This window comes from Enterococcus sp. LJL51 (assembly GCF_049894025.1).
GTDB lineage: Bacteria > Bacillota > Bacilli > Lactobacillales > Enterococcaceae > Enterococcus_L.
In genome coordinates, this window is sequence record NZ_JBNEQE010000016.1 from 67,463 (window position 1) to 94,415 (window position 26,953).

Annotated in this window: 32 protein-coding genes and 2 pseudogenes; 9 read left to right on the forward strand and 25 right to left on the reverse strand. The window is 37.1% G+C overall.

Annotated features, from left to right (window positions below):
• Nucleotides 1-105: 105 nt before the first annotated feature.
• The 3 genes from ACPWSO_RS14000 to ACPWSO_RS14010 form a co-directional block, all read right to left on the reverse strand.
• On the reverse strand, nucleotides 106-1,029 hold the full coding sequence (locus ACPWSO_RS14000; RefSeq protein ID WP_426084196.1) for an alpha/beta hydrolase: 924 nt from the start codon (nucleotides 1,027-1,029) through the stop codon (nucleotides 106-108).
• A gap of 33 nt (nucleotides 1,030-1,062) precedes the next feature.
• The gene (locus tag ACPWSO_RS14005) at nucleotides 1,063-1,695 is read right to left on the reverse strand and encodes an NUDIX hydrolase (RefSeq protein ID WP_426084197.1); all 633 of its coding nucleotides are present in this window, start codon (nucleotides 1,693-1,695) and stop codon (nucleotides 1,063-1,065) included.
• A gap of 240 nt (nucleotides 1,696-1,935) precedes the next feature.
• Entirely contained in the window at nucleotides 1,936-3,030 is a 1,095-nt protein-coding gene (locus ACPWSO_RS14010) for a DUF871 domain-containing protein (protein WP_426084198.1), read from the reverse strand.
• 179 nt (nucleotides 3,031-3,209) lie between these two features.
• On the opposite strand from ACPWSO_RS14010, the gene ACPWSO_RS14015 reads away from it, so the two are divergent.
• Nucleotides 3,210-3,950, forward strand: coding sequence for a peptidylprolyl isomerase (locus ACPWSO_RS14015; protein ID WP_426084199.1), 741 nt, complete (start codon nucleotides 3,210-3,212; stop codon nucleotides 3,948-3,950).
• A gap of 71 nt (nucleotides 3,951-4,021) precedes the next feature.
• On the opposite strand, the gene ACPWSO_RS14020 is transcribed toward ACPWSO_RS14015, so the two are convergent.
• A complete protein-coding gene (locus tag ACPWSO_RS14020; RefSeq protein WP_426084200.1) occupies nucleotides 4,022-4,513 on the reverse strand; it encodes a type II toxin-antitoxin system death-on-curing family toxin in 492 nt (163 codons plus the stop codon).
• 54 nt (nucleotides 4,514-4,567) lie between these two features.
• On the reverse strand, nucleotides 4,568-5,110 hold the full coding sequence (locus ACPWSO_RS14025; protein WP_426084201.1) for a TetR/AcrR family transcriptional regulator: 543 nt from the start codon (nucleotides 5,108-5,110) through the stop codon (nucleotides 4,568-4,570).
• A 203-nt stretch (nucleotides 5,111-5,313) separates the two neighbouring features.
• On the opposite strand from ACPWSO_RS14025, the gene ACPWSO_RS14030 reads away from it, so the two are divergent.
• The gene (locus ACPWSO_RS14030) at nucleotides 5,314-6,648 is read left to right on the forward strand and encodes a DUF1576 domain-containing protein (RefSeq protein WP_426084230.1); all 1,335 of its coding nucleotides are present in this window, start codon (nucleotides 5,314-5,316) and stop codon (nucleotides 6,646-6,648) included.
• Nucleotides 6,614-6,952 carry a hypothetical protein gene (locus ACPWSO_RS14035; RefSeq protein WP_426084202.1) on the forward strand — a complete coding sequence of 113 codons (339 nt, stop codon included), beginning with the start codon at nucleotides 6,614-6,616 and terminating at the stop codon, nucleotides 6,950-6,952. The genes ACPWSO_RS14030 and ACPWSO_RS14035 overlap by 35 nt, the downstream gene beginning before the upstream one ends.
• Nucleotides 6,953-7,039: 87 nt before the next feature.
• Here ACPWSO_RS14035 and ACPWSO_RS14040 read toward each other — a convergent pair whose 3' ends face one another.
• The 3 genes from ACPWSO_RS14040 to rpsP form a co-directional block, all read right to left on the reverse strand.
• The gene (locus ACPWSO_RS14040; RefSeq protein ID WP_426084231.1) at nucleotides 7,040-7,543 is read right to left on the reverse strand and encodes a TIGR01440 family protein; all 504 of its coding nucleotides are present in this window, start codon (nucleotides 7,541-7,543) and stop codon (nucleotides 7,040-7,042) included.
• A gap of 110 nt (nucleotides 7,544-7,653) precedes the next feature.
• Entirely contained in the window at nucleotides 7,654-7,899 is a 246-nt protein-coding gene (locus ACPWSO_RS14045; RefSeq protein WP_426084203.1) for a KH domain-containing protein, read from the reverse strand.
• Between the two features lie 11 nt (nucleotides 7,900-7,910).
• On the reverse strand, nucleotides 7,911-8,186 hold the full coding sequence (gene rpsP, locus ACPWSO_RS14050) for a 30S ribosomal protein S16 (protein WP_426084204.1): 276 nt from the start codon (nucleotides 8,184-8,186) through the stop codon (nucleotides 7,911-7,913).
• A gap of 538 nt (nucleotides 8,187-8,724) precedes the next feature.
• Here rpsP and ACPWSO_RS14055 point away from each other — a divergent pair.
• Complete coding sequence (locus tag ACPWSO_RS14055; RefSeq protein ID WP_426084205.1) at nucleotides 8,725-9,276, forward strand: NADPH-dependent FMN reductase; 552 nt, start codon at nucleotides 8,725-8,727, stop codon at nucleotides 9,274-9,276.
• Between the two features lie 274 nt (nucleotides 9,277-9,550).
• Here the strand turns inward: ACPWSO_RS14055 and ACPWSO_RS14060 are convergent, their stop codons facing one another.
• The gene (locus ACPWSO_RS14060) at nucleotides 9,551-10,126 is read right to left on the reverse strand and encodes a DNA-3-methyladenine glycosylase I (protein ID WP_426084206.1); all 576 of its coding nucleotides are present in this window, start codon (nucleotides 10,124-10,126) and stop codon (nucleotides 9,551-9,553) included.
• Nucleotides 10,127-10,157: 31 nt separating this feature from the next.
• A complete protein-coding gene (locus tag ACPWSO_RS14065; protein ID WP_426084207.1) occupies nucleotides 10,158-11,135 on the reverse strand; it encodes a helix-turn-helix domain-containing protein in 978 nt (325 codons plus the stop codon).
• Nucleotides 11,136-11,258: 123 nt separating this feature from the next.
• On the opposite strand from ACPWSO_RS14065, the gene ACPWSO_RS14070 reads away from it, so the two are divergent.
• On the forward strand, nucleotides 11,259-12,536 hold the full coding sequence (locus ACPWSO_RS14070; RefSeq protein WP_426084208.1) for an MFS transporter: 1,278 nt from the start codon (nucleotides 11,259-11,261) through the stop codon (nucleotides 12,534-12,536).
• Nucleotides 12,537-12,735: 199 nt separating this feature from the next.
• Here the strand turns inward: ACPWSO_RS14070 and ffh are convergent, their stop codons facing one another.
• From ffh to ACPWSO_RS14090, 4 genes are read right to left on the reverse strand one after another with little or no spacing between them, the layout of a single operon-like run.
• Complete coding sequence (gene ffh / locus ACPWSO_RS14075) at nucleotides 12,736-14,157, reverse strand: signal recognition particle protein (RefSeq protein ID WP_426084209.1); 1,422 nt, start codon at nucleotides 14,155-14,157, stop codon at nucleotides 12,736-12,738.
• Between the two features lie 4 nt (nucleotides 14,158-14,161).
• On the reverse strand, nucleotides 14,162-14,500 hold the full coding sequence (locus ACPWSO_RS14080) for a putative DNA-binding protein (RefSeq protein WP_426084210.1): 339 nt from the start codon (nucleotides 14,498-14,500) through the stop codon (nucleotides 14,162-14,164).
• Nucleotides 14,501-14,539: 39 nt separating this feature from the next.
• Entirely contained in the window at nucleotides 14,540-15,193 is a 654-nt protein-coding gene (locus ACPWSO_RS14085; protein ID WP_426084211.1) for an NUDIX hydrolase, read from the reverse strand.
• Nucleotides 15,186-15,662, reverse strand: a complete 477-nt coding sequence (locus tag ACPWSO_RS14090; RefSeq protein WP_426084212.1) for a DUF523 domain-containing protein — start codon at nucleotides 15,660-15,662, stop codon at nucleotides 15,186-15,188. The genes ACPWSO_RS14085 and ACPWSO_RS14090 overlap by 8 nt, the downstream gene beginning before the upstream one ends.
• Before the next feature lie 238 nt (nucleotides 15,663-15,900).
• Between ACPWSO_RS14090 and ACPWSO_RS14095 the strand changes: the two genes are divergently transcribed.
• From ACPWSO_RS14095 to ACPWSO_RS14105, 3 genes are all read left to right on the forward strand, one after another.
• Nucleotides 15,901-16,407 carry a GNAT family N-acetyltransferase gene (locus ACPWSO_RS14095; RefSeq protein ID WP_426084213.1) on the forward strand — a complete coding sequence of 169 codons (507 nt, stop codon included), beginning with the start codon at nucleotides 15,901-15,903 and terminating at the stop codon, nucleotides 16,405-16,407.
• Between the two features lie 170 nt (nucleotides 16,408-16,577).
• Nucleotides 16,578-17,288 (forward strand): response regulator transcription factor, encoded by a 711-nt coding sequence (locus tag ACPWSO_RS14100; RefSeq protein WP_426084214.1) that lies wholly within the window; start codon nucleotides 16,578-16,580, stop codon nucleotides 17,286-17,288.
• On the forward strand, nucleotides 17,285-19,045 hold the full coding sequence (locus ACPWSO_RS14105; RefSeq protein WP_426084215.1) for an ATP-binding protein: 1,761 nt from the start codon (nucleotides 17,285-17,287) through the stop codon (nucleotides 19,043-19,045). Before ACPWSO_RS14100 ends, ACPWSO_RS14105 begins: the two co-directional genes overlap by 4 nt.
• A 230-nt stretch (nucleotides 19,046-19,275) precedes the next feature.
• On the opposite strand, the gene ACPWSO_RS14110 is transcribed toward ACPWSO_RS14105, so the two are convergent.
• The 3 genes from ACPWSO_RS14110 to ACPWSO_RS14120 all read right to left on the reverse strand — a co-directional run bounded on the left by ACPWSO_RS14110 (nucleotide 19,276) and on the right by ACPWSO_RS14120 (nucleotide 21,493).
• The gene (locus ACPWSO_RS14110) at nucleotides 19,276-19,689 is read right to left on the reverse strand and encodes a hypothetical protein (RefSeq protein WP_426084216.1); all 414 of its coding nucleotides are present in this window, start codon (nucleotides 19,687-19,689) and stop codon (nucleotides 19,276-19,278) included.
• A 263-nt stretch (nucleotides 19,690-19,952) separates the two neighbouring features.
• A complete protein-coding gene (locus ACPWSO_RS14115; RefSeq protein WP_426084217.1) occupies nucleotides 19,953-20,567 on the reverse strand; it encodes a Type 1 glutamine amidotransferase-like domain-containing protein in 615 nt (204 codons plus the stop codon).
• A gap of 95 nt (nucleotides 20,568-20,662) precedes the next feature.
• The gene (locus ACPWSO_RS14120; protein ID WP_426084218.1) at nucleotides 20,663-21,493 is read right to left on the reverse strand and encodes a YwqG family protein; all 831 of its coding nucleotides are present in this window, start codon (nucleotides 21,491-21,493) and stop codon (nucleotides 20,663-20,665) included.
• A gap of 378 nt (nucleotides 21,494-21,871) precedes the next feature.
• On the opposite strand from ACPWSO_RS14120, the pseudogene ACPWSO_RS14125 reads away from it, so the two are divergent.
• Nucleotides 21,872-22,294 (forward strand): annotated as a pseudogene (locus ACPWSO_RS14125) (transposase); the annotation flags it as partial.
• Nucleotides 22,295-22,345: 51 nt separating this feature from the next.
• Here ACPWSO_RS14125 and ACPWSO_RS14130 read toward each other — a convergent pair.
• The 8 genes and pseudogenes from ACPWSO_RS14130 to ACPWSO_RS14165 form a co-directional block, all read right to left on the reverse strand.
• Complete coding sequence (locus ACPWSO_RS14130) at nucleotides 22,346-22,771, reverse strand: hypothetical protein (RefSeq protein WP_426084219.1); 426 nt, start codon at nucleotides 22,769-22,771, stop codon at nucleotides 22,346-22,348.
• Between the two features lie 19 nt (nucleotides 22,772-22,790).
• Nucleotides 22,791-23,189, reverse strand: coding sequence for a hypothetical protein (locus tag ACPWSO_RS14135; RefSeq protein ID WP_426084220.1), 399 nt, complete (start codon nucleotides 23,187-23,189; stop codon nucleotides 22,791-22,793).
• A 390-nt stretch (nucleotides 23,190-23,579) separates the two neighbouring features.
• Nucleotides 23,580-23,948, reverse strand: a complete 369-nt coding sequence (locus tag ACPWSO_RS14140; RefSeq protein ID WP_426084221.1) for a hypothetical protein — start codon at nucleotides 23,946-23,948, stop codon at nucleotides 23,580-23,582.
• Between the two features lie 17 nt (nucleotides 23,949-23,965).
• Nucleotides 23,966-24,532, reverse strand: a complete 567-nt coding sequence (locus ACPWSO_RS14145) for a CdiA family toxin C-terminal domain-containing protein (protein ID WP_426084222.1) — start codon at nucleotides 24,530-24,532, stop codon at nucleotides 23,966-23,968.
• A gap of 281 nt (nucleotides 24,533-24,813) precedes the next feature.
• Nucleotides 24,814-25,290, reverse strand: coding sequence for a hypothetical protein (locus tag ACPWSO_RS14150; RefSeq protein WP_426084223.1), 477 nt, complete (start codon nucleotides 25,288-25,290; stop codon nucleotides 24,814-24,816).
• Between the two features lie 200 nt (nucleotides 25,291-25,490).
• Entirely contained in the window at nucleotides 25,491-25,655 is a 165-nt protein-coding gene (locus ACPWSO_RS14155; RefSeq protein WP_426084224.1) for a hypothetical protein, read from the reverse strand.
• A 304-nt stretch (nucleotides 25,656-25,959) separates the two neighbouring features.
• The gene (locus tag ACPWSO_RS14160) at nucleotides 25,960-26,406 is read right to left on the reverse strand and encodes a hypothetical protein (RefSeq protein ID WP_426084225.1); all 447 of its coding nucleotides are present in this window, start codon (nucleotides 26,404-26,406) and stop codon (nucleotides 25,960-25,962) included.
• Between the two features lie 20 nt (nucleotides 26,407-26,426).
• Nucleotides 26,427-26,953, reverse strand: a pseudogene (locus tag ACPWSO_RS14165) (hypothetical protein); the annotation flags it as partial.

Here is a 26,953-nt window from a genome sequence, read left to right on the forward strand (position 1 = left end):
TTCACATAATGTACAGTTGATTTTAATGCAGTATTCAATCAGGTTCCAGAGCCTTTCTTTTCTTTAGAAAAAGTTTAAACGCATGAGAACAAGTAAAAAAGCAACTCAATGAATATATTTTTCTAAGAAACGACTAACCTCTTGTTTATACTTTTCGGGGTCCTTTGAAAAGGCCTTAGCATGTCCCGCATCCTTGACAACAAACTTTTCTTTTGGTCCCTTAGTTGCTTCGTAAACTTGACCCAGCATATAAAATGGGACAAAATCATCTGCGTCTCCGTGAATAAAGAGCATCGGCAGTTTATTTTTCTTAAGTTGGTCTACAGCACTTGCTTCGCCAAAAAAGTAGCCGGCACAGAGCTTCGTAATACCACTGGTAACATAAATCAGCGGGAATTTCGGCAGATTGAACATTTCTTTCAGTTGATAAGATAGCTCATCTTCGGCAGAAGTATAGCCACAGTCTTCAACGATTGCCTTCACATTCTCAGGCAATTTCTCCCCACTGGTCATCATAACAGTAGCTGCCCCCATACTGATTCCATAGAGCGTGATTTGACTGTCCTCTCCATTTTTTTGGATGATCTGGTTTATCCACTGAACGTAATCTTTTCTTTCCGGCCAGCCAAAGCCAATATAACTGCCTTCGCTCTTTCCATGCCCTCTTGCATCTGGGACTAAAACATTATAACCCCAATCATGATACATCTTTGCAAATTTCCCCATGGTTTCAGCGTTACCCATATACCCATGAGCAAGCACTGCATTTTTACCGGTTGCTTTATCTGCCGGCAGATAAATAGCCTGAAGTGTCAAACCGTCTTCTGATTCTATTGTCCAATAGGTGCGGTTTTCTTCTGTTTTGAACCAAGTCTCTTCTGGCGATTCAATCACATCTGTTCCAGGTGTTCCTTCACTAAGAAAATCCTTATCTGATGGAACTACAGCATAATTATAAAAATATAAGCCTGCTCCAACTAGAGCAACTATAATAATTATTACGATACCAATCAATATTTTTTTCCACATCCTGTTAACTCCTCTGTTTTTCTTTTCAGCTTTTTAATCACACAAAACAGTCCGTTTTCCCGGGTTCATGTAATCATCAAAAAGCATTTGAATATCTTCATATGTATTCCGCTCTTCGGATAATGAAAGGGAATCAATATCTGACAAACTAAAAAAAGCTGCGTCAGAGGTTTCTAATCCACCCTTTAACTCGCCTGACTGAAATACACAAGCAATAAAAAGCTTGTAAGTATAGGTCAATGAAGGCGGATAGGGATGCTTATGTTTGTCTCTTAATGCAATAAGCCGTTCTGCCTGAACCTTAATCCCCGCTTCTTCCCACGTTTCTTTCTCAGCAATTTCTTTTGGCGAGTAACCGATATCCGCCCAGCCGCCTGGAAGTGCCCAATGCTGGTCGCTTTTCTCTTTGACAAACAACAAACGGTTTTTCTCATCAAAAATCACTGCCCGAACGTCAACCTTTGGGGTTGCATACCCTTGATCAGTTTCCATATAAAGCTGCAGTTGTCGGTCGTCAACCATGGGACTGAGCAGTTGAATCATCTCGGCTGTTATTTTTTGAAGCTCATCATATCTTTCTATATCATATGGATCTTGCGCATAGGCTTTCCCTGTCTGTGCAATCCCCTGGAGTTTAGAAAGTAGTACAGTCAGCTCTTTTTCCATACAATCGCCCCCTTGTTCATTACTATATTTTATCACTTGTTAACAAAAAAACCTATTTTCTGCTGTAGCCTTTTTGAAATAAATGACGATAAAAATAGACTGTATCATTTGTCGAGTTGACAATGACACAGTCCGAAAATCTGAATAAGGGATTGGACAGACGCTGCTTCTTTAATAATCAGCCGAAACAGGCACGCCGTTCATGCATTCGTCCCACCCGCTCACTTTATAAATCAAAGATTATTTTTTATTTTCAATCAGTTTAAAGCTTGACCATGGTTTCAGGAAATCCAGAAGGAACAACTCATCTTCTGAAATACGACCAACCACATTGACACGTCCATCATTTTTCATCGCTTTCAGAGCAATTTGTGTTTCACCTTTGTATTGACCGTAGCCAACGTTATCAATGAGAACATCCCCTTTAACGATGTCTCTAGTATTATGAGCCGGAAACTCTTTGTCTTTGTAATAGATACGGGTCATTGTTGAACGAAGCATGTAATCTGAACGGTCGCCGCGATAGCTGTGCATGTTGTCAAATAGACAAACTCGTTCATTTTCAGTAATATCTGCTTCTGTATCTACTTTAATTGTTGGGAAATCAGCGTTGAATGCTTCTGCCATTGCTTTTAATTCTTCTTCTGAAGCATAAGCATTACCGATTAGTACATCGTCGATTAAGCCAGTCATCACTAGATGCTTCACTTGTGTAGCTAATTCTAAATCTCTATGATCCTCCAATGAACATAACCCGTCAGAAGTCGGCCATGGACCAAAATCAGCCGTTTGAGAATTTACAAACGCCATTGTATTAACATTATATTTTCTAAACTGTTTTGAGCAATACACAAAATGCTCATAACCAAGTCCTGTATAACGATGAGGATAAAAATTATGTGAGCCCAATAGATTATTCGTGTTAGGTGAATAGCTCATGATGTTGTCAATATAGCTTGTACCTGTACTCATATTGATTTCAATTTTAATCCCATAAGGATTTCTGGTCATTTTTGCTTCTTCACTACCGGTAAAACCAATGTCCAAACGAACACCGTAAGCACCCATTTCATGGAAAAATGATAAATCATCATAGGAGATATCCAACTGCTCAAAAAGCGCCGGATTGATATCTACCATCACTTCCATATCAAGACTATTAGCATAATCTACAACCTTCTTAAATTCGGCAAGAACCTTTTCTTTATCATCTTTAATCTGCAGCAAGCTGGTGAAAACCCGTTTGTAGCCATATTTGTGTGCCAAGTCTAAATATGCTTTGTCCTTTTCGAAAGTTGAACGCTCCGGATAAATAGAAATTCCTAATTTGCCCATTATTTATGCCCCCTAAAATTTTGACTTTTTAATAATCGTCAATCAAGGTAATTATAACAGAACCAAAAAAAATGGTCTACACCTTTAAAATAGTAAATTTTTATAAATTAGCTGGTAGTCTCAACGATGTTTTGTTATCATAGAAAAGAATGATTAAATCAAAGGGGCGTACTTTTTATATGAAAATGAATAAATTTTTAACTACAGCCATTACACTTACTTCAGCAGTAGTTTTATTAGGAGCATGTGGAGAGAAAAAAGATAGCGGAAGTGCTTCAAGTTCAACTCCCAGCTCTCAAGCTACAACTGAATCTTCCGTAGATTTAAATGCTTTGGAGCTTCCTCAACTGTCAACAGAGGTTGCCAAAAATGAAGCATTGGTTGAGATGGTTACTTCAGAAGGTGCAATCAAGATTAAGCTTTTCCCTGAAATTGCACCAAAAACTGTTGAGAACTTCCTTACTCATGCGAAGGATGGTTACTACGACGGCGTTACTTTCCACCGTGTCATCAACAATTTCATGATTCAAGGCGGCGATCCTGACGGGACCGGCGGCGGCGGAGAAAGCATCTGGGGTGGCGGTTTTGAGGACGAATTCAGTAACCAACTGTACAATATCCGCGGTGCATTGTCTATGGCAAATGCTGGTCCGGGAACAAATGGCAGCCAATTCTTTATCGTTCAAAATTCAGAAGATATGTCTGACGGGCTTTTAAAAGATGATTATCCAGAAAAAATTATTGATGCATACAAGAACGGCGGAACACCTCATTTAGATGGCGCTCATACTGTTTTTGGTCAAGTAATTGAAGGTATGGATGTTGTTGACAAGATTGCCGAATTAGAAACCGACGGCAATGACAAGCCAGTGAAAGAAGTAAAAATAGAAAAAATCAATATTTTACAAGAAGCTGAATAATTAGCAAAAAAACAGGAACCTTTTGACATTTCTAGTCAAAAAGTTCCTGTTTTTCTATTTAGCTACATTTTTTAGGTTACAGCCAATTTCCCTAAAATTCGAACTAAGTCTTCGTTTTCAAGATAAATCGTCTCAAACAGATTTAGATTTACCGCTACTTCTGAACTATTGTTGTCTACGATAGATAGCTGCTTAAGCAACTTAGCTATTTCTTCAGCGCTCATCCTGCCGGAAGCAATAGAAAGTGCAGCATCATAAATTTGTGATTCCGGTAAATCCATGTGACAGCCATTGACATATAGGTAAAGATACACAGTAAATAAAGCAGTCCGCTTATTTCCATTATAGAAGCAATGATAATTTGTCAGAGACATCCAGACAAATGCTGCTTTTGAAAACAAGTTCGGATAGACCTCTCTATCAAAGACATATTGATCCACAGAGGCGGCAATGCTTTCCAGTCCATGCTCATCTCGTATTCCATACATTGGAGAAACTAAATGTTCTGCCTTTTTTTGGCAAAAATCATTGATTTCCGTAAATAATGCCGCTGTTAGCTTCAAAGTAGTTCCTCCTTTTCTGTATTGTATTATCTTGTTAACAGACAAACGTATTCGTTATAAATACTTTTCAACTGCTTCCTTCAGCAAGCTATTTACAGCTTTATCTGACAGACTGATCGCATCAGAAGCTAGAAGTGTTGCCAGTCCTGCTGCCGTAATCCAGATTTTTTCATAGATTTCAATAATCGTTTCTTTTTCCAACCCTAGATACTTTTGAGCCTGACTCAGCTGCTTTTCAAAAACACTCAGCGTCAGCTGATTCAACAGCTCTCCATACCCGTGATGGTCAATGTAGAGATGCATGAAAAGTTTACTGTCGTTCTTCGCAAGATTAATGACATTCAAGCCAAAATCAATAATTGGATCATCTACTGCACAATTAACATAATAGTTTTTTTCCAAACGACTATGCATCATTTTTAGTAAATTAACTTTTAAATCATCCATGTTGCTGAATTCCAGATAAATCGGCTGCGTTGAAATGCCCATCTTATCAGCTACATTTCGAGCAGTGATTCCTGAAAATCCCTCCTTCAGAACAATATTGTACGATGACTTCAATATCTGATCTTTTGTATAGACTTTCTTCCTAACCATGGTTATCCCCTTTCGTAAAGGATTTGGTATATACTCCCCATTCCACTTCACTCTCTATTTTACACTGTTATTTCACTACAGTTTTATCAATAATTGTGAAAATCATTAAAAAACATGATAATTTCACAGAATTATGTTGACCCTTGGTATTAACTATAGGTATATTAACTATATAAATATCTTTTTAGAAAGGAGTTTTAGCGATAAAAAACGACAGTATTACGCTATTACATACAAAAAAAGAGCAATTTTTAGAAAAAAAAAGTGAACGAACTTATACTCTTTTAATTTCCTATTCTATTTTACTGATATTATTTGGCTTGCTTAACGGTCCTCTTTCTCTTTTAGCATCCGGGACTATTAATATTTTGACTTCCCCCAGCCATCTTCTAACAGATTATATTCAGCTGGGCTCACTTAACAGTGCTTTTTTCAACAGTGGTGTACTTACTTTAGTAAGCGTTCTCTTAGCTAAAAGAGAAAAAGTGCTGATTACCGGACCGGTAATCGCTGCTCTATTTACGGTTTCAGGCTGTTCTTTTTTCGGCAAAAACCTTTATAACTCAATCCCTATTATTTTAGGTGGCTATCTATACTGTAAGCTGACAAAACGCCCGTTTTCTTCCGTAATTGTTGTTAGTCTTTTTGGAAGTGCGCTGTCGCCAATTATTAGTTATGTTACCTTCGGTTTAGACCTTCCTCTGGTGACTAGTATTCCCTTGAGCTATCTAATCGGAATTTTTCTTGGTCTTGTCTTGCCGCCGCTGGCTTCTCACGTTTTGATTTTCCATCAAGGCTTTTCACTTTACAACGTGGGCTTCACTTCTGGTTTAATCGCCATGTTGTTCACCAGTACGTTAAAGATGTTTGATAAACAGGTTGAAGTTAAACACCTTGTTTCTACTTCATTTCATAATCAATTACTCTTGTTTTTATTGGTCTTATTTGGTTTAATGTTCAGTATAGGTTTTGGATTGAACCATTTCTCTTTAAATGGGTTAAAAACAATTAGTAAAACCTCAGGAAAGCTGATTACGGATTTTATCTCGATTGCCGGGGTTGGTCCAACCATGATGAATATGTCTCTGATGGGCTTTCTTCTTCTCAGCTATTCACTGATTTGTCAGGCGCCTCTGAATGGACCAATTGTCGGCGCCATCCTTTCCGCAGTCGGTTTCAGTGCTTTTGGGAATCATGTATTAAACAGCTTCCCTTTATTAATAGGTATTTTCTTTACTGCTAAGCTCTCAACTACCTTTCAGGTAGATCAGACTGTCGTTGTCATGGCTGGTGTGTTCGGAACAAGTCTAGCTCCTATTGCCGGATATTACGGTCCTGTTTATGGGATGATTGCCGGATTTTTCCATATGGCTCTGGTGACAAATGTCAGTTTTCTCCACGGCGGTCTCAATTTATATAATAATGGATTTTCTACTGGTTTTGTTGCAGCTGTCATGGTACCGCTGCTTGATAATATTTTACAGATCAGAAAGGTGAACAGAAATGCAGGAAAGAGAAAAGGCAAAACGAATCATTGATGAACTTCTCACCTATTTCTTCGCAAATGAAATAGAAGATATTCGAATTGGTCTGGATTTTACTGAAGATGGTTTTTATGTAGAAATGCAAGGAAAAATCGAAGAAGAGCCTGAAGGGGTTCTACAGCTGTTAGAGCTGTTGAATACACCAAGAGACCTTAGTGTTGAATCATATTATGACGAACTTCTGGGGATTACTCATCATGAGGAGGAGGATTATCATCTGTTGGGCTTGATGATTGATGAAGCGGAAATTACATTTGATTCCTCAATCTTTGATATAAAAGTATTCAGAAAAAATTAAAAATGAGCAGACAACTAATCAAAGCTGGGACAGGGTAGATGCTAAAAAGCCCCCTACTTTTGTCCCAGCTTTGTCTTTTTAAGTATCTTATTCATAGCTTGCCCGCGGACCACCAATTAGTTTGGGCCGTGAAGCCAAATAAGTGGTATGTGCTGCACCTATTTCTTTAACGCTTGTTCTGATAGGAATCTGCACATGTCGAACATGCATGCCGATAAAGGTATCACCAATATCAATTCCTCCAACAGCAGTGATTTTTTCAACCATGACAGGACTTTCAAAAAGCCTGTATGCTGCAGTTGCAGCAGCGCCGCCTGCAGCCATAGAAGGAACTACGCTGACAATTTCTAAACCAAGCCTTTTAGCAGCCGCTTGTTCAAGGACCAATGAACGGTTGATGTGCTCACATCCTTGTACAGCTAAAAATACTCCCTTATCTCTTAACACCTCTAAGAGTGTCTGCACGATTGCCTCTCCTATTTCCAAAGTAGAATGCTTGCCGATTTGTTCTCCAATCACTTCGCTGGAGCTGCATCCTAATACAAAAACATCCCCCTCACTTAATGAAAACTGTGCAAAATACTCCTTCATACCTGTCAGCAGCTGCTCTTTATAGCTATCAATCACAAGAATTACTTCCTTTCGACAATTTACTGTAATAAAAAACCAGCAAAACAGTCGCCTGCTTCACTGGTCAAAACCTACTGTCCATCAAGAATATTTAAACGAACCTTTTTAGGTCCATCTGTACGAACACTGTAAACAATTGTTCGAATTGCTTTTGCAACTCTCCCCTGTTTCCCAATCACGCGTCCGATATCCTCCTGCGATACAGTTAAGTTATATTCAAAAAAATCGTCTGATTCTTCAATTTCTAAAGAAACAGCTTCAGGCTGACTAACTAACGGACGAACAATCGTTAATACTAACTCTTTTACATCAGTCATGTTTAATCACCTTATTTCTTTTCAAGTTTAGCTTCATGATGTTTCTTCATCACGCCTTCTTTTGAAAGGATATTACGAACAGTATCAGAAGGTTGAGCACCTTTAGACAACCAGTTCAACACTAAATCTTCTTTTAAAACTACTTCCGCAGGATCTTTCAAAGGATTGTAAGTTCCTACAGTTTCGATGAAACGTCCATCACGAGGAGAACGTGAATCAGCTACTACAATACGGTAAAAAGGATTTTTCTTAGAACCCATACGTTTTAAACGAATTTTAACTGCCATTTATAATTACACCTCCATTAACTTAATCACAAATGTTAGTTTACCAGATTTATTCTAGGCTGTAAAGAGTTTTTTCTTGACACCTAATTTTTCTTTACAGTTTTTTTATTCCATGCTATAGTTTTCCTACCTTGGCAGGGGCACCTTGTGTCTTTATAGTGGTTGGAACAGAAGTGCTAAACCTTGAGAACAGAGTAGATATCGTACTAAATAGTATTTATTCACTCTTTCCGGTTGCCTGATGTGGTTAAGTACATCTATATACTTCTTTCCTCCACTTAATTTAAATGGCAGGAGAAGTGAAACATAAGTATGGTATTCCGTTGAATACCGTGTTTTTTTAATTGTCCTTTAAGAGCATCTACTTTAGATAATTCGTTTAAAAGTATCATTTGTTCGCATGTTTGCAACAATTTCTTTTCATATGACAAGTACAGATTTCTTTTCCTTACCCATTTTTAAGCGTTTTATTTGCAATAACTGCTAAATGAGCCTAGGATTAAGAGAGAAGAACCGTTCAGAATGGAGGAAATTAGTTATGACAAAGAAAATTGGATTTTTTGTAGGAAGCTTAAGAAAAGAATCTTATACCCGTAAGGTGGCAAAAGCATTTGCTGAGCTGCTGCCAGAAGGATATGAAGCAGTATTTATCGATTTAGCTCCTTTAGAGCTGTATAATCAAGATTTGGATGATGAAGGTACGCCAACACCAGCCTGGACTACATTTAGAAATCAGGTAAAAGCAGTTGACGCTCTTGCCTTCTTCACCCCTGAGTATAATCGTTCAGTTCCTGCTGTTTTAAAAAATGGTTTAGATGTCGGCTCCCGTCCATATGGACAAAGCGTTTGGGATAAGAAGCCCGGCTTAGTCGTTAGTGTTTCTCCAGGTGCGATTAGTGGATTTGGAGCAAATCATCATTTGAGACAGTCCCTTGTCTTTCTAAATGTACCAACTTTACAGCAGCCTGAAGCCTATATCGGCAACATTGCAAACCTAATTAACGAAGACGGTACAATTGCTGAAGGAACTACTGGCTTTTTACAAGCAATCATGGATAGTTTTATCGCGTTTACTGAAGCAAATTCATAAAAAAAAACCTCTGAGCAGGTTTTTCTGCTTAGAGGTATTTTTTTGTCTTTAGCAATATCCGATTAATGTTTATTTCTTTGGAATACGTTCGTTTTCCCACTTAAAAATACCAGTTGCTTTTGCAAGCAGCTTTATTACTACTCAACAGTCTCATCTCCAAATCAGCAGCTGTAACGCTTCATAATCTGCCTCTTTTTATACTAAATAAAAAGCTGCCCATCCTTCACTACCTCGTAGTCAAATACAGATTTCTCAGTCAGCTCAGCTACTCCTGTTAGCCTTTTACCAAATTTTGGATTTCATCATGCCGCCAGCATTCAATCACGTGGTCATTAATAATTCCAACCGCTTGAAGATACGCATAAATAATTGTACTTCCAATAAATTTAAATCCATCCTTTTTCATTGCTGCACTAATTTCATCAGACAGCTCATTCGTAACAACTGGTGGATTCAGTTTACTTCGTTTCATATCTAGTGGCTGATAATCAACAAACCGCCACAAATAAACTGAAAAACTGCCGTGCTCTTTCTGAATTTTCTGAACAATTCTTGCATTATGAATAGCCGCTTCAATTTTTCTGCGGTTTCGAATAATTTCAGGATTTTCCAGCAGTTCAATAATTTTCTTTTCATCATAGAAGGCAACTTTATCAATATCAAAAAAATCAAATGCTGTATCAAATGCCTCTGCTTTATTCAATATCGTCTGCCAGCTCAGCCCAGCTTGATTAATATCCAGAACTAGTTTACGAAACAGTAATCTGTCTTCGTAGACAGGAACACCCCACACCTCATCATGATAGTGCTCCATCTTTTCACTAGTTTTTGCCCATTCACATTTTTCCATAGCTTAACTCCTTTCCCTCACTCTTTATTTTTTAGCTAAAAACCATGTAATCATCGGGTTTCTCCAAGTTTTGTAGAACAATTTCCAAAATGTATTCTGAATTTTGAACAAGTTTTGGCAAATTTAAAATTCGAAAAATTGAGATTGCCTGCTGGCACTTTTCCAGCCCTTTCTCTTTCGACTCTGTAACCATTTGAAACCAGCCTTTATAAAATAAAAGATGAATGCTATTTGCCGAATCCGAGGTATCTGACAAAATTTTTTCTAATATTTTCAATACTTCTTTACATTCATCGATGTATCGAAAATTGATGAAGGTTGTGAAAACAGAAAACAGGAGACTTGTGCGTAGGTCTCTCATCATCGAAAGACCTGCTTCTTTTTCCATTCGGGAAAGTGCCGTGGGCAACAGCTGGCGAATCGTCTCAACAGGAAAAGCGAACTGAAAGAAACGAAAAATTAACACTTCAAATACTCCCCAATTTTCCACACTATATAGATAACTCACAACTGGACGCGTTTTTATCCTAAAGTTGTCAAAAAGCTTCTGTGCTCCTACTCCTTTCACTTTGTGAAGATTCGCCTGATAGGAGTCTATCAATATTTGACAGAACAATTGCACAAAATTCTGCCAACGGATACTACCGTCCAGTTCACTATAGATTTTTCTCAGCTCGGCAATTCCCTTCTCTCGTTGATATAAGTTATATTTTTCATTTATAATCATAATCCGATTCAAATAAACTAAGTAAGTCCCAGTCATATAATGGGGCAAATCTGTCAACAGTGTAAACAACTTTACCTGAGATTTTGGAGCGCGTAAGTAATAAAATTCTTCAATCGTTACATTGATATTTTCCAATAAACGTTCTAACCGATGAATGCTGATGTTAGAGTTCCCCTGCTCAAACTTGCTGATGAATGAGACACTATTTAGCTCATCAGCTACTTTTTTTAAACTTAATCCCCGATCTTTTCTTAATTGCCGAAACAACTCGCCTTCTCGCATATACCTCACCTTTTTTCTACTATAGTGGATTTTTGACTCGATTTAATCATACCTTGTTTATAGTAAACATACAAAATAAATTTAGCCGGCCGCTAAAAATAAACTGAAAAGGCGTATTTTTTTATGAATGAATATCGAAAAAATAAAGGTTATCGGGCACTCATCAATGCTGCTCTGCTCAATGGAATCGGCAATAGCTTATTCAATATTGTTTTTATTATTTATGCCAGCACTACACCATTTAAAGGAATGGCCGTCTCACTTGCTTCAATGGCTTTACTCATCCCCAGTTTGCTAAACATTATTACAGGATATCTGGCTGATCAAACCCGACATAAAACCCGCTGGATGATTATTTCACGAATAGGACAATTCCTACTCTTCATTCTGCTGACAATTGCGATTCGTCTGCCTTCTTCCGTTCCCTTGTTTCTGCTGCTGCTGTTCATCAATATTGTTTCTGACTGTTTAGGAGCCTATGGCGGCGGGCTTCAGCTCCCGCTTTTACGCCGCCTCATTCCTGAAGAGCTTTTAGAAGAAGCTCTTGGCTTTCAAACAGCTACGCAAACGCTCGTACAAATTATTTTTCAAGGCGTTGGTGCTTGGGTTATCATACTGCTTCGTTATGATTTTTCTGCTTTCGGGTTGATAAACGCCGGGACATTTTTACTAGCAGGTGCTGCAATATTTCAGCAAAGAAAATTGTTGAGAGCAGCCGAACCCAATCATCACTCCATTAAAACGCAGGCAAAATCAGGTTTTAAGTCAAACCTGTTGGAAACATTACAGCTGCTTTATACAAACCGCTTTTTAAAAATCATTGCTCTATTTGCTCTAGCTGTTAATACACTTGGAACATGTATCGATGGTCTGATGAACGTCAGCCTGCTGACTATAGAGCCGATGTGGTTAGGAAATTACGGCAATACATTGGCGGTCATCGGCATCACATTATCGGCTGGAATAATTATTGGTTCATTATTTACAAATGACTTCCTTAAATCTGTTTCTACACTGCCGCTAATCTCTGCTACTATGGTGGTTTTGGGAGTTTTGGCGTTGAACTTTCTAATTTTTAAACATTCTTTACTCATGATTGTTTGTCTTTTCATTGTCGGCTATCTAACTGGGAAAATGAATCCAAGAGTATCCGCCTATATGATGCGCCAAATTGACGAAAAGCAACTGGCTGTTACCAGTGGAATTTTTAATACCCTTGTTCTGTTAGGCGGTCCAGTAGGGCAAGCCGTTTTCCTAGGCATTGCCAACACTTTGACACCTGTCTTTAGCTGGCAGATCTATCTGGTTGCTACACTGCTTATTAGTATTTTTGCTTTAATCTATTCTAGGAGAGTTGCTGAGCCGTCTGTTATCACTGTGGATTTAGAAGAAGAGAAATAGATCATTTCCGCTATAAATTGTTACTAAAAAAGATACCTGCATTCATCAAATTGACGAATGCAGGTATCATAACTACTATAAATCTATGGAGCAGCTGCTCCATACACATCCCATCTGAACTCATTGCTTATGAGCTTCAGCAAAAATTTCTGCTGTTTTCATCCTGCCAAAAGATGTTGGCCGCTTGTTGTCCAGCTTTTTATTTTTTCTTTTTCTTCTTTTTCTTTTTGTTCTTTTTCACCATGCGATTCATAGCCATCTTGCCTAGCTTGCCTTTGATTCCACCGCCAAACATCTGATCCATCCCAGGAATATTCATGTTTCCATTGGTCATCTGCTGCATCATTTTCTTGGATTCTTTGAACTGCTTAATCATCTTGTTTACTTCTACGACCGTATTTCCTGAACCTGCAGCAATCCGACGTCTACGGCTAGGGTTCAATAAATCCGGATTTTCCCGTTCTGCGGGCGTCATAGACTGAACCATTGCTTTTTTACGCGCCATATCCTTGGGGTCTACTTGAACATTTTCCAAGCCCGGCATCCCGCTCATTCCTGGAATCATTTTCAGCAGGTCTTCAATCGGCCCCATCCCCATCACCTGATCCATCTGTTCGATGAAGTCATTGAAGTCGAAGCTGTTTTCTTTCATTTTCTGAGCAAGCTCTTCAGCTTTTTTCTCGTCATAATCCTGCTGAGCTTTTTCAATAAGGGTCAGCATATCCCCCATACCTAAAATACGGCTGGACATCCGATCCGGATGGAAAACCTCTAAGTCCGTTAGTTTTTCACCGGAACCAATGAATTTGATTGGCGCACCAGTCACTGCACGGATAGAAAGCGCCGCACCACCACGAGTATCACCATCAAGCTTTGTAATAACTACCCCGGTAATCCCCAGCTGTTGATTAAAGCTGTCAGCAACATTGACTGCATCCTGTCCAGTCATAGCATCCACAACCAGTAAGATTTCATTTGGTTCGGCAATTGCTTTAATCTGTTTCAGCTCATCCATCAGTCCCTCATCAATGTGAAGACGTCCGGCAGTATCGATTAGAACATAGTCATTTTTCTTTTCAGCCGCAAGTGCCATCCCCTGCTTTACAATTTCTACAGGATTCGTATCTGTTCCCATATCAAACACAGGAACATCCAATTGCTGCCCCAGAACCTTCAGCTGATCAATCGCTGCTGGACGGTATACATCGGCAGCAATCATCAACGGACGGGCTTTTTCATTCTTTATCAGCTGATTTGCCAGCTTACCTGCAAATGTCGTTTTACCAGCCCCTTGAAGACCAACCATCATAATTACAGTAGGAATTTTAGGAGACTTATTCAGTTCGGCTGTCTCTGTCCCTAAGGTTGCAGTCAGCTCTTCATCAACTATTTTTACTATCTGCTGAGCTGGAGATAAGCTTTCCAATACTTCCGCTCCAACCGCACGTTCTCTAACCCGCTTTGTAAAGTCTTTAACAACCTGGAGGTTAACATCGGCCTCCAATAATGCCAAGCGGATTTCTCTCATCATTTCTTTTACATCTGCTTCGGATATTTTTCCTTTACGGCGCAGCTTGCTCATCGCTTGCTGTAGACGTTCTGTTAAACTTTCAAATGCCATATTCTCATTCCTCTATTTCTTGAATTTGTTCGATATAATGAATTAATGCCTCATCTTTCGGGTACGTTTCAGTGGAGTAGGTTTTTAGCTTGTCAAGCAGCTCTCCCCTAACAATATAGTCCGAAAACAAGTGGAGTTTCCGTTCGTATTCTTCAATAATTTTTTCTGTCCGCTTGATATTGTCATAAACGGCCTGTCTGCTCACTTGATATTCTTCAGCGATTTCGCCAAGAGAAAAATCATCTGCATAATATAATTCCATGTAGTTCATCTGCTTTTCAGTCAGCAATGTGGAGTAAAATTCAAACAGGGCGTTCATACGGTTCGTTTTTTCGATTTCCATGTTTATTCCTCCATCTCAATCCCTTCTAGGTTACCGATTTCATTTCCAATAGTCAAGAGTCTTGGAATGATTTTCAAGGATTTTTTCAAAAGCAGCCAGTAGTTGTTCATAGTACGAGCGGGCATTGGCACAGAAATCAGACATTCGAACCGTTTGAACCACTGAAAACTGCTGACCGTCCTGCTGACAAAGCCCTTCAACGCTCAGCTGAGAAACTTCATTTTTAAACAACTGTTTAAAACTTGTAAGAGTGATTGGGAAAAGCCCCTCTACTTCCTCTTCCTGTAAAAGAAATGTCCGAGCAGCCAGCTCCTGACGAACTAAAAAGACATTGGTAAATTCATTATCAATAAAACCGTCCAAGGCAATTTCAACAATAAATACCCCCAGCGATTCTGCCTGCTCAGGCATTATTTTAATCCCTAGCTCTTCTTCTACCTCGCGAAACCCATCTGCAACCTGCTCGGCTGCTAGAAGATGACCTGCAGCAGTGATATCCAGCATTCCGGGAAAATCCTTTTTGGTTCGTGCTCTTTTTTGAAAATAAATAATTAAATCATCAGCTTTTAACTCATAGAACCAACAATGAAAAGTTTCATGCCAAAGCCCTTGCTGATGAATTTGCTCCCGGGTTGCTGTTCCAATACTTTCATATTCAGCATTGAATACTTTTAATACTTCCTTTTCACTCATGCAGCTCTACTTCCTCCAATACTTGTTTCCACTTACTTTCTGGCATTACGTTAATACCGTGCTGTTCAAAATAGGCAACCGCGACACCAACTCCTGCTTTTTTCATTCCAGAAAAACGACCATCATAAATCAGCTGTTTACCACAGGAAGGACTGTTTTCTTTGGTTAAGAGATGAGTGATTTGCTGCTCCTTTAATTTTTGGTACGCTCGTTTTGCACCAGTTTTAAAAGCAGCTGTTACATCTTCGCCACTGATAGTCAGAACACTTGCTTTACCAGTCCAAACATCCCAGCCGTCGCCACCGACTATTTCTGCTGGCTCTCTAGGTATCTCCAAGCCGCCTAGTACTTCCGGACAAATCAAGACAGCTTTTCCAGCCTCAATAAGCGGCTGCAGCTCTGGAATTGTTTTTGCTGTGCCGTCGTAACGACAGCAGCTGCCTCCGAGACAGGCGCTGATTCCAATCATTTTTTTACCCCCAAAACCAATTTTACTATTTATCTGTCATCGCCCTACTATAAATCTAGTCCATTATACCATTTTCTCTATACTGTCTACAAAGTTATTACTAACATAGCTATTCTCTAAAAAAACTGACAGAAACAGCGACTCATCTGTATAATAATAAATAAGCTATAATACTATCCAAACACTGTTAGAAAAGAAAGGGGTAATTAAACTGATTGAAAAAGCCAGGAAACACGATGTGAATGAGGTAGCATTATTATATGATGCACTCAATGATTATCTAGCTGCTCATACTAATTATCCCGGCTGGCAAAAGGCGATTTACCCTACCAGGGAAACAGCAGAACAAGCAGTGGCAGCTAGTAATCTTTTTGTCTTCCGTAAACAAGGCAGAATTATTGGCGCAGTTATTTTGAACCACGAACCAGAAGCTGCCTATTCTCTGGCTGATTGGCAAATCCATTTAGACTACAAGGATATTTTTGTTGTTCGTACTTTCGCAGTCCATCCTGACTTTCTAACTATGGGTATCGGAAAACAGATGATGCGCAGCATTATCAGCTATAGTCGGCAAATGGAGATAAAAGCTCTTCGTTTAGATGTCTATGAAGAAAATATTCCGGCTAAAAATCTTTACAGGGCTTTTGAATTTCAATATATTGCTGCTGTAGATTTGGGTTACAGTGCTTACGGTCTTGATCAGTTTGAACTGTATCAAAAGCTCTTGAGCAATTCTTTTGAATAAATCACGTGTACAATTTTTTCTTCTCCAAAAATAGAAACCTAAGAAGTTGATAGATAAACATCTATTAGTGAAACTGTGCTAAAATAAAGACGCAAGCTGTTACCCAGCAGAAGGCAATTTTCAGCGGTGACTGACGTCACTTTATCCCTAATTATTAAAGGAGCGACTCCATGAAACATGTATTAGTTGTAGATGATGAACCTTCTATTTTAACTTTATTGAAATTTAATCTTGAAAAGGAAGGGTATCAGGTAACCACTACAGATACTGGAACTGAAGCATATGAACTAGCACTAGGCAACTCCTTTGACTTTATCATTTTGGATTTAATGCTTCCCGGAATGGATGGACTTGATATTACTAAAGCACTTAGAAGAGAAAAAGTAGAGACGCCAATCCTGATTTTAACAGCTAAAGATGATCAAGTAGATAAAATTATTGGTTTAGAAATTGGTGCAGATGATTATCTAACGAAGCCTTTCAGCCCCCGTGAAGTTCTCGCCCGCATGAAGGCTATATTTAGAAGGATGAACGTCAGCCCTCGTAATTCTGAGGAGAGAAATGAACTGAAAGCACCTCTGGTTATCGGAGAAATTCAGGTTGATGAGGAAAACTATGAAGTGTTTGTTCAAGGAAAAAAAATCGAACTTACTCCAAAAGAATACGAACTGCTTCTATATTTCATGAAAAGAAAAGACCGTGTTGTCAATCGGGATACCTTACTGGAGCGGATTTGGCAGTATGATTTTTCTGGTCAAAGTAGAATTGTGGATGTCCATATCAGTCATCTGCGTGACAAAATTGAAAAAGACCCAAAACGTCCAGTTTATCTAGTAACCGTCCGCGGTTTTGGCTACCGTTTCCAGGAGCCTAAAAAATGAATAAACGGCAGCGTCTGGAATATTTCCTCACCATTATAAGCATGCTGCTATTATTTTTTGTCAGCCTATTTACTATTAATTCCTTTTTCAGACAAGAGCTGATGAATCAGCAGGAAAGCTACTTGCAAAAGAAAGCAGAATTCCTAACCAATCAGCTTCCAGTCAGCATTTTCAGAGAAAAGGAACTTGCTGCAAAAGAGCAGAGCTTTTTGAAAGCCTACATAGCTGATAATGAAGAACGAATCAGTTTGTTAGACCCTAGCGGGAAGGTATTTTATGACACAATCGATAAGAATCTGGATGATTCCCGTTCTAATCGACCAGAAATTAAAGCTGTTTTAAACGGTGCAGCTTTTGGCTCTGATCATCGGACCAGTGCTACACTAAACTCAGAACTGCTTTATCTGGCGATTCCTGTAAAAATAAGAGGGGAATTAATCGGCATTATCCGAATTTCCGAAGAAGCCAGCAAATTTTCCAGTAGTCTAGCGGCATTTCGCAATTTCTTAATCATCATTTTTGGATTGCTCTTTCTTATCATTACAGTCTTTTTACTACTTATGATTCGGCAAAAGAACAAACCTCTACTTACCGTCTTGCCTTTTCTGAAACGGATGCTTCAACAGCCTGAGAAAAATCGTTCAATCATCCAGCAGTCTTCTGAATGGCACGAATTATACGAAACAGCAAATGAGCTAAGCAACCAGATGAGTGAAACATATCGTGCCTACACATCTACAGAACAGCAGCTGCACAGTCTACTCAACGAGCTGATGATTGGTGTTTTTATTATTGATAAGAATGGGAATCTGGAATTAATTAATCCTGTAATGTGCGGCTTTTTGGACATTTGGACAGTGCCCGCCAAACGGGAAAGCTATGTAGAAACAATCAATGAACCCATTTTGATTCAGTTGATCAATCAGGCAATTACAGAGGAGCGCAATGTTCAACAGGAAATTACGCTTGCTTCCAAATCAACGGAAACGATCATTGACCTTTCATTACACTATTTTGATAATGACTATAATAACCACCAAATTTTTGGTGTTGCCTATGACCTTTCTCAAGTACGTCGACTGGAAAAAATCCAAACAGATTTCGTCGGTAATGTTTCTCATGAGCTGAAAACACCAGTTACTTCTTTAATTGGTTTTACTGAAACACTCTTGGATGGTGCCAAAGACGACCCGGAAACACTAACAGAGTTTTTAAAAATTATTCAAAAAGATGCCTATCGGCTACAGCGGCTCATTCAAGAAATTATTTTACTTTCCAGAGACTCTAAAAGCAGCTATGGAGAGCAGAAAATTGAACTATACTCCTTCATTAAGGAAATTGTTCATTCTTATCAGCGCCCAATCAAGGAAAAGAAACTGCAGGTATCTATTACTGGGGCAAGAAAACTTACCTTCAATACTATTTATGAGCTTTTTCATCCGATTGTAAAGAATCTGATTGAAAATGCAGTCCAATATTCTACTGTGGATGGGGAGCTCAAGATTTCCTTCGGACTGCATTCACAAGAATTAGTGATTTCGGTTCAAGATAACGGCATTGGCATACCTCTGGAAGAACAAACTCGAATTTTTGAGCGTTTTTATCGGGTGGATAAAGCCCGGGCCCGTTATTCCGGAGGCACTGGACTAGGGCTCGCCATTGTTCAGGCTTACAGCGAACAGCTTGGCGGAACAATCACTGTAGATAGTCACCCTGGCGTAGGTGCTACTTTTATCTTGCGCCTGCCGCTTATCTAAAAATCACTGTTGTTTGATTTTAAGGAATCAGGGCATCTGGCCTGTTTTATAAAAATATATGAGCAGTAGGATTGTCATATACGTCGACAATCCTATTGCTCATTTTTCTTCTAAAATGTACCTGTTTAGCTCATCCCATAAAATAATTGGAAGAACTGCTTCTTTGACTATCGTACTGTTTGTCCTCCACATATACTTCCTATCTATTTTCATTACTAACAACGCTTTATTTAGTAATCATGATAAGGATTGGCTATATTCTCCTCCGCTTCACTAATTGCTTCTTGTATTTCCAGAAGTATTTGCCCATCAATATCTGTTCTATCTGCAATCGATTCTTTAACTTGATTGAAGCTCTTCACTAATCCTAAACTAAGGATAATCACCAGCAGAATATCCACATCTACATAGCTTTCAGTATTCCATAAGCTACATACTAAATTGTCTAGTTCAGATTTTAACGGTTCCTTTAAAATCTCATAAGTATATCCTTGTCGATCCGTTAATTCTACCAATATTTCAAAAAAATTACCCTTATCTACACGACCATTTTCAAAATTTGAGATTGCTTCACAAAAAAGATGATAAAGTTCTTTTTCCGGCACAGTTACTGGCAATAGCTTGTATTCTTTTAGCTTTAGCATGTAATTTCTCCTTGCTTTATAGAAGCTACAGATTTCAGTTGTATTTGTTTGAGACAATGATACCTCTCCAGACTCTTAGTCTGCCTAATTTTAAATAAACGACAATCCAAAAGCTGCTTCTTTGGAAATAAGTCGGGCAATACTCTCACCTGCAGGATTAGTCTGCAAAATAATTGTGTGTGCCTTCATTCACAACTTTTAATAGAATAATATCTGCGACGTGTGACTCTTTGTTTGAGAAAAAATTCTGTGAAACTACGCAGCTATTTTTCAAGCAATCGAACCTTCTCTCCTTCAACAAAAACTGCTTGATGATCATTGATTATTCTTAAATCTAATTTTCCAGAATAGTTCTCACTGATAGTGGCAACAGTTTCCTTAAACTGCCAGTGCCCCTGATGAGGCACAACATAAAAATCAACTAACTGTAAACCAGAATAATTCTGCAACTGAGGCGCCTTCTGCTTATCATCCATTGGAGATGAATATTCAATATCTGGTGCTACAATGATTGCTCCAGCTGATTCTCCTATATAGAGCTTACCACCATTGACTGCTTCTATAATTAACTTGTCGGCGCCTGTTCGTTTCATCTCCTGAAGCAGGAAAAAAGTATTTCCACCCGCAATATAAATACAATCATTTCTTTCCAATGTACTCTTAATTGTTTCGTAGGATGCCGTAGAGATATCCAGCTCTTCAATTGCCAACCCAAGTTTTCTTAATTTCCGTTTACCTAACCTTACAAAAAAACCCAATTTCTCTACCTTGCTTGCAGTCGGGATATAAGTGATTGTTTGTCCGCTAATCGCCGGCTCAATCTCTTTTACGAAAGGATAAACATTTTGAAACATCGAGACTAACAGCATTTTCTTCATATTTTATCTCCTTTCAATGTTCAATTTTGCACTGACAAGCGCAGTAAAGTCGACTGGTCTGTTTCTAACGATTTCCCCTTATATATCTACATATCTCAGCCACAATCCCAGTTGTATAAAATCTTTGTAAAGTCCTTTTGCTGCAATGCCTGATGGTTAATGAAAAAATTGGCGACACCCATATCTCCCCACATAATTGACCATGAATCTCCAATTTTTTCTGTATCTAGTTGGAACAATAGTGTGTCGTACTCCGTTTTTGCTTCATAGATACGTGGATCCTCCTGAGTAAAAAATGGATAACCACCAATTTTACTGCCAGTAGCTCCCTTATGTAGCGCATTATAAATTTTTTCTTCCAACTCACTATCATCGGTGATATCCTTTAACCACTCAAACATCGTCTTACCAAAGATTTTTTTAAATTCATAACTATCTGTATTTAATATTTGAGCATCCAAGCTGCCGGTAATCCTAAACTCTCCATCCACTACCGCATATAGCTCGTTGCCCTCTACCGCTTCCTTCTGAATTTCTTCCTGCTGCTCTTTGGTATAAGAAGTCGTCCTATCGTCCTTAAAGTAAAAAACATGATAACCTGCACGATTTTCCGACTGTTCATAATCTACCCCAATTAAATCATCTGTATAGTCTACATAAAAAGCTAAGATTCCCTTTTCAGGAAATCCGCTGCAGACAGGCAGCTCTTCAAAATTAATCTGTGTTAATAAAAAGAGCGGCATACCTGTTTCCGTGTTCCGCGGGTAATTTTCTGTGACAGGAAGATAGCCTACTCCTCCTGCCTTACTTGTTTTTAAATCCAATGGTCCTTCATTGGAAAACGTTAATTTAATGTACTCTTTTTTTGTTGATTCAAATTTTTTTTGCCAAAACTCCGGCAACAAATCCCTAAGCTCGTTTTCCATTTTTTTCCTCCCGTTTTTTATTTATCATAACACTTAGTTTTCAACAATGTAAAGGCTTTATTGTCAGTATTTTCTGATAATAAGAAAAGCTGAATGTGATTGCCAGTTCTTAGGAATTTGCTGTCTATCCACAATACAGACTTCCCACATCTGCATCCACTTCCGGCACTTTGGTTACCTTTCCTATAACCGTCTTAGCTCCGTTATCACAAAGCCTTCAAAGACCGCAAACGATGTTTTGAGTATAAAAAAGGGAATGGGACAATAGTCAGAAGAAAATCTGATTATTGTCCTACTTTTTTAATTTTAGGGTACACAAAAAGCACACAGCCTTGTAAGATTAAAGTGCCTAAACCCAATCAAAAGGAGCGTGCTTTTATGTTTAAAAATTATACCATCAATCAAACGATTTTACCATTAGAGTTGGAACAGTTTATTCCTGAAACGGATGTCGCTTTTGCGGTTAATGCCTTAGTCGAAGCCATGCCGCAAACACTCTTTAATAAATTAGAAGAACAATTAGGCCGACCGGCCTACCACCCGAAGATGCTATTAAAAATTATTCTGTATGCGTATACTCAGCGTGTCTTTTCTGGTCGGAAAATGGAATTTCTGTTGGATGACAGCTATCGTATGCGCTGGTTAGCGAACCACGAACAAGTCAGCTATCGCACCATTAATCGATTCAGAAGTCAGGAGACAACGGCAGGTCTGTTAGAGGAAGCCTTTGTTTTATTTCGTCGTCAGCTGATTACGAATCAAGTCATCGATAATGAGGCCCTTTTTATCGATGGCACAAAATAAGAATACTCTTATTTATTTAGTTTTTTAAAATAGTCTCCATCAAATAAACTAGAAATCTTCGTAAGGAAACTCTTCTAATCCTATTGCTTCAATACTTTCACAATAAAAATTTATATAATTATATCCATCATTCTCTCCATAACCACTGTCATCATGAACATGATATCTTTTGTCTCTTGGCCAATCCATAGGTTCATTCTTCATATCTCTTATTATTAGTCTGTCATAGATGTCAATATTAGTAACCTCTTTTAGCGATAACTCACTTACATTATTAAATTTAAATTTTGATAACATTACTTGAGGCTTTTTTGAAAATTTAGTCTTTACATCTAAAATTAATACTGAGCGTTTTTCATTAAAAATATTTTCCTCAATATTATATTCTATTTTCATAATATCGCTAAAATGAAATGGATTATCTGAACCTATCTCATCTAAAATCACATTACTATTTTCAATATATTCAAACATTTTTTTCCTCCTAATTATTTTATTTATCAAAATAAAAAGTAATACTATTTGTTCCTTGATCAATTCTCCCTGGCCTTAATACATCATTGTCATCTAAGAAATATTTTGTATGAGAAGAAGGATGCTTATAGCCATTTTTCCACTCATATTCATGTATATGGGGATTAGTATGGTGTAAAGAATTTCCATGATCTGAATAATCTATTCTTATACTTTGTTTCCCCTGTTTATCATAAATAATGACGGATTTTTCTACATTTCCACTAGAACCCAATCTATTATATTCCACTCTACTGTTCGGAACACCATCCATAGAAGAATAATTATTTTTATAATACTCTTCTGGTAAGAACGGTTCTGTAGCAAAATCATTTGGTTGCTTGATAGTCTCAGCCCCACTAGCTGTCTCATTTTTCACCGTCTGTCCATGATACGTACTTCCTGTATCTGAAGCTACTCCCGAAACCTTAGTTACTTTTTCCCTTAACCGTCTTAACTCCGTTATATCCTAACATAAAGCCTTCAGATACTACAAATCGGTTTAAGTATAAAAAAAGAGTATTAGCCTGTCACACTAATACTCTTTTTCGTTTGTAATTTGCTAACACTACTATTAGTTTATTACGAAAATAGCTTGTGCATTATTTGTACAATAAATACAGTTAGCTTTTATTAACTATTGGCAACCTGATTAGTGAAATTACACTTACTAGTCAAGGTTCTATCATTAATTATCAGTCTTATGATAGAGTACCTTCTATATTTCTAATTTAGATTGAATATCCCTAATAATTTCCACTGGATTTTTTTACAATTGAAATTCTATCTTAATCTCACTTAATAGACTGTTGATTTTATCATTATCATTATAATTCTCATCAATAAATATTTTTAAATACTCATAAAACTCATTGTAATAATAATAGGCTTTTTCATCTTCTGTAGAGGCGGGATACTCTGAAACAAGTAAAATCTGATCATTTCTAATTTCCTCTATTTCTTCTTCATCATTCTCTTCATCCAAATCACTTTTGAATAGTATACCCATTGCATCTAATCCAAACGCCTCCTTTTTCAAGAATTTTTCCATCATAGTTTCAATATATCCACCAATTAAAAAGAAGTATTGATTGATTAATTTTTCCTTATCCAATTTGTTCACGACTAATTTATACATAAACCTATACCTCCAAATTATTTTAAGGTTGGGAAAAAGTTTGTTATTTCACCAGTTGCTTTGTCAATATATCCTGTGAATTTCAATCCATTAGAAGAAAAACCTTCAACAATATACCCATTCATTTTTCCATTTTGCATTGCTTCTACTCCCATTTTATATATCTCATCGTTTGAAAAAACATTCGAATCATATACTGTTTTAGGACGTGAAATATTTTTGTATTGATTAGGTATAATGCTTTTCTTATTGTCAATAGCTGGAATCCTATATTCTATCTCATAAATTCCTTCTATCGTTGGATGCGGTGTTTTACTTACAATACAATCATCAATGTTAAAACCCTGATTACGGAGTTCTCCATAAAAAGCGTCCATATTATGTCCACCCTTCACTCCTTGTCCACCTTTTCTAAATAACCCTTCTGAATTTTCTAAATGATTTCTAGCATTACTGCCAATTCTCACATGATAGTTTTTCCCTCTAACTGTCTGTCCATGATACGTATTTCCTGCATCCCCACCTACTTCAGGAACCTTAGTTACTTTGCCCTTAACCGTCTTAACTCCGTTATATCCTAACACAAAGCCTTCCAGTACCACAAACGAGGCTTTGAATAAAAAAAGAGTATTAGCCTGTCACACTAATACTCTTTTCCGTTTGTAATTTGCTAACACTACTATTAATTTACTTTAAAAACAACTTACTCTTTAGATGATAGCTTTAATGCCTCTCTCTGTATTTCTGTACCATAAACACAAATTAAATATCCGAAATACAAAAGAAAAATAAATATACATAGTTTTCAATTTCCGATTTATCATTAATAACTCTATTCGTTTATCTCCTTTGTTTTAAAACAAAATTAAAACTCTGAAGGATTTTGGTAACACCAGTCTTCCTCTATAGAAGCCGGATTCATTTTTTCTAAATCTTTTAAAGAATAAAACCAATCTTCTTCTATCCACAGCAAAGCTTCTGGATATAGGGACAAAAAATCAAATGTTAAGTAGAATAACAAATCTTCATTTCCATCAATTGAATCTATCACTATTGCCTCAAAAAAAACTATATTATTATCATACCAGTCAAACGATATTTCTTTAAATTTATAAGGTTCATCATATATATCCACGTTTAATTGTCTAGATACACTATCCCGAAAAGGTCTATCACTGATGTTTGTTCTAATCAATTTGATACGATTTTCACTATCACTTTCTACCATATTCTTTGCAAAAAAGAACTTTTTCTCTTTAGATATTTTTTCCATCACATTATACAAATCGGTAGCATTTATAAAACTATTTTCTTTTAATAAAATTGAACAGGATATACTCATTTATTTCAACTCTTCTCCTAAATTATCTAGTGAATTTACTATTGTTATCTTATTTTGTGATTCCAAATTCCGTAAATACTCAATCTTTTCCAAGGTTTTGGGATTAGTGATATTCTGAATTGGTTCATCAAAATATACAAGTATTTTTTTGACTCAAAATTAAAAAACTAGGGATTATTATAATCAATCAGCCTATCTATTTAATCAGTTTTTATTGACGAAGCAGATTTCTTAACTTCAATTATGTGCTTTGGAGTTACAATATCTAAATCAGTTACTTTTTGATTGTTAGTTAAAATTTCTTGACCAAATTGAGTGACTTCAATCTTCTTCTGTGTATAACTACCAACTTTATATCCTAACATAAACCCTTCCAGTACCGCGAACGAGGCTTTAAGTATAAAAAAGAGTATTAGCCTGGCACACTAATACTTTTTTCCATTTGTAATTTGCTAATGCCCCTATTATTTTATTACGAAAATAGATTGTTCATTATTTGTACAATAAATACAGTTAGCTTTTATTAACTATTGGCAACTTGAATAGTGAGTTTACGCTTGCTAGTCAAGGCTTTACTATCCGACTCCAATCGAATAGTAAAGTGCCTTTTTTATTTTTTAATTATTTCTATTTCAAATATTTTTTAACAAGGATTATACTATAAATAAATTAGAAGTCTTCGTAAGGAAACTCTTCTAACCCTATTGCTTCAATACTTTCACAGTAGAAATCAATATACATATATCCGTCGTTTTGTCCATAACCGCTATCATCATGAATATGAAATCTTTCTTCATTAGGCCAATCCATGGGTTCATTTTTCATATCATGGATATAAAGTCCCTCAGAGATGTCTATATTATTTGCTAATTTATTCAAACATAAATTACTAACGTTGTTAAATTTAATTTTAGCTAGTAGAATACTCTTAGATTTTGAGAATGAAACTTTAAAATCTAAGTATAGAACTGATCGACTTTCATTAAAAATATTTTCTTCAATACAAAATTCAATTTTCATAATATTAGAAAAAGAATATGAGCCCTGAGATTTAATTTCATCTAAAATTTTATCTGCATTTATTACCTCTATAAGATTTTCAATAAATTCCGCCATAGTAATTCTCCTATTCATTTTTATTTATCAAGATCAAATGTTATACTATTTGTTGCTTTATCAATTTTCCCTTCACGAAAAATCCCATTTTCATCTAAAAAGAATTTTTTCTTAGAACTAGGATTTATATATCCATTATTCCATTCAAACTCATGAATATGTGGATTAGTATGGTGTAAAGAATTTCCATGATCTGAATAATCTATTCTGATACTCTGCTTTCCTTGACTATCATAAATAACAATGGATTTTTCTACATTTCCACTAGAACCCAATCTATTATATTCCATTCTGCTATTCGGAACACCATCCATAGAAGAATAATTATTTTTATAATATTCTTCTGATAAGAACGGTTCTGTAGCAAAATCATTTGGCTGCTTAATAGGCTCAGCCCCACTGGCTTTCTCACCCGGCACTGTCTGTCCATGATACGTACTTCCTGCATCCCCATCTACTTCCGGAACCTTAGTTACTTTTCCCTTAACCGTCTTAGCTCCGTTATATCCTAACATAAATCCTTCCAATACCGCAAACGACGCTTTGA

Coding starts and splice junctions, on each gene's coding strand:
- ACPWSO_RS14000 (WP_426084196.1), bottom strand. CDS start 1,029: ATGTGGAAAAAAATATTGATTGGTATCGTAATAATTATTATAGTTGCT.
- ACPWSO_RS14005 (WP_426084197.1), bottom strand. CDS start 1,695: ATGGAAAAAGAGCTGACTGTACTACTTTCTAAACTCCAGGGGATTGCA.
- ACPWSO_RS14010 (WP_426084198.1), bottom strand. CDS start 3,030: ATGGGCAAATTAGGAATTTCTATTTATCCGGAGCGTTCAACTTTCGAA.
- ACPWSO_RS14015 (WP_426084199.1), top strand. CDS start 3,210: ATGAAAATGAATAAATTTTTAACTACAGCCATTACACTTACTTCAGCA.
- ACPWSO_RS14025 (WP_426084201.1), bottom strand. CDS start 5,110: ATGGTTAGGAAGAAAGTCTATACAAAAGATCAGATATTGAAGTCATCG.
- ACPWSO_RS14035 (WP_426084202.1), top strand. CDS start 6,614: ATGCAGGAAAGAGAAAAGGCAAAACGAATCATTGATGAACTTCTCACC.
- ACPWSO_RS14040 (WP_426084231.1), bottom strand. CDS start 7,543: ATGAAGGAGTATTTTGCACAGTTTTCATTAAGTGAGGGGGATGTTTTT.
- ACPWSO_RS14045 (WP_426084203.1), bottom strand. CDS start 7,899: ATGACTGATGTAAAAGAGTTAGTATTAACGATTGTTCGTCCGTTAGTT.
- rpsP (WP_426084204.1), bottom strand. CDS start 8,186: ATGGCAGTTAAAATTCGTTTAAAACGTATGGGTTCTAAGAAAAATCCT.
- ACPWSO_RS14055 (WP_426084205.1), top strand. CDS start 8,725: ATGACAAAGAAAATTGGATTTTTTGTAGGAAGCTTAAGAAAAGAATCT.
- ACPWSO_RS14060 (WP_426084206.1), bottom strand. CDS start 10,126: ATGGAAAAATGTGAATGGGCAAAAACTAGTGAAAAGATGGAGCACTAT.
- ACPWSO_RS14065 (WP_426084207.1), bottom strand. CDS start 11,135: ATGCGAGAAGGCGAGTTGTTTCGGCAATTAAGAAAAGATCGGGGATTA.
- ACPWSO_RS14070 (WP_426084208.1), top strand. CDS start 11,259: ATGAATGAATATCGAAAAAATAAAGGTTATCGGGCACTCATCAATGCT.
- ffh (WP_426084209.1), bottom strand. CDS start 14,157: ATGGCATTTGAAAGTTTAACAGAACGTCTACAGCAAGCGATGAGCAAG.
- ACPWSO_RS14080 (WP_426084210.1), bottom strand. CDS start 14,500: ATGGAAATCGAAAAAACGAACCGTATGAACGCCCTGTTTGAATTTTAC.
- ACPWSO_RS14085 (WP_426084211.1), bottom strand. CDS start 15,193: ATGAGTGAAAAGGAAGTATTAAAAGTATTCAATGCTGAATATGAAAGT.
- ACPWSO_RS14090 (WP_426084212.1), bottom strand. CDS start 15,662: ATGATTGGAATCAGCGCCTGTCTCGGAGGCAGCTGCTGTCGTTACGAC.
- ACPWSO_RS14100 (WP_426084214.1), top strand. CDS start 16,578: ATGAAACATGTATTAGTTGTAGATGATGAACCTTCTATTTTAACTTTA.
- ACPWSO_RS14105 (WP_426084215.1), top strand. CDS start 17,285: ATGAATAAACGGCAGCGTCTGGAATATTTCCTCACCATTATAAGCATG.
- ACPWSO_RS14110 (WP_426084216.1), bottom strand. CDS start 19,689: ATGCTAAAGCTAAAAGAATACAAGCTATTGCCAGTAACTGTGCCGGAA.
- ACPWSO_RS14115 (WP_426084217.1), bottom strand. CDS start 20,567: ATGAAGAAAATGCTGTTAGTCTCGATGTTTCAAAATGTTTATCCTTTC.
- ACPWSO_RS14120 (WP_426084218.1), bottom strand. CDS start 21,493: ATGGAAAACGAGCTTAGGGATTTGTTGCCGGAGTTTTGGCAAAAAAAA.
- ACPWSO_RS14130 (WP_426084219.1), bottom strand. CDS start 22,771: ATGTTTGAATATATTGAAAATAGTAATGTGATTTTAGATGAGATAGGT.
- ACPWSO_RS14140 (WP_426084221.1), bottom strand. CDS start 23,948: ATGTATAAATTAGTCGTGAACAAATTGGATAAGGAAAAATTAATCAAT.
- ACPWSO_RS14150 (WP_426084223.1), bottom strand. CDS start 25,290: ATGAGTATATCCTGTTCAATTTTATTAAAAGAAAATAGTTTTATAAAT.
- ACPWSO_RS14155 (WP_426084224.1), bottom strand. CDS start 25,655: ATGTTAGGATATAAAGTTGGTAGTTATACACAGAAGAAGATTGAAGTC.
- ACPWSO_RS14160 (WP_426084225.1), bottom strand. CDS start 26,406: ATGGCGGAATTTATTGAAAATCTTATAGAGGTAATAAATGCAGATAAA.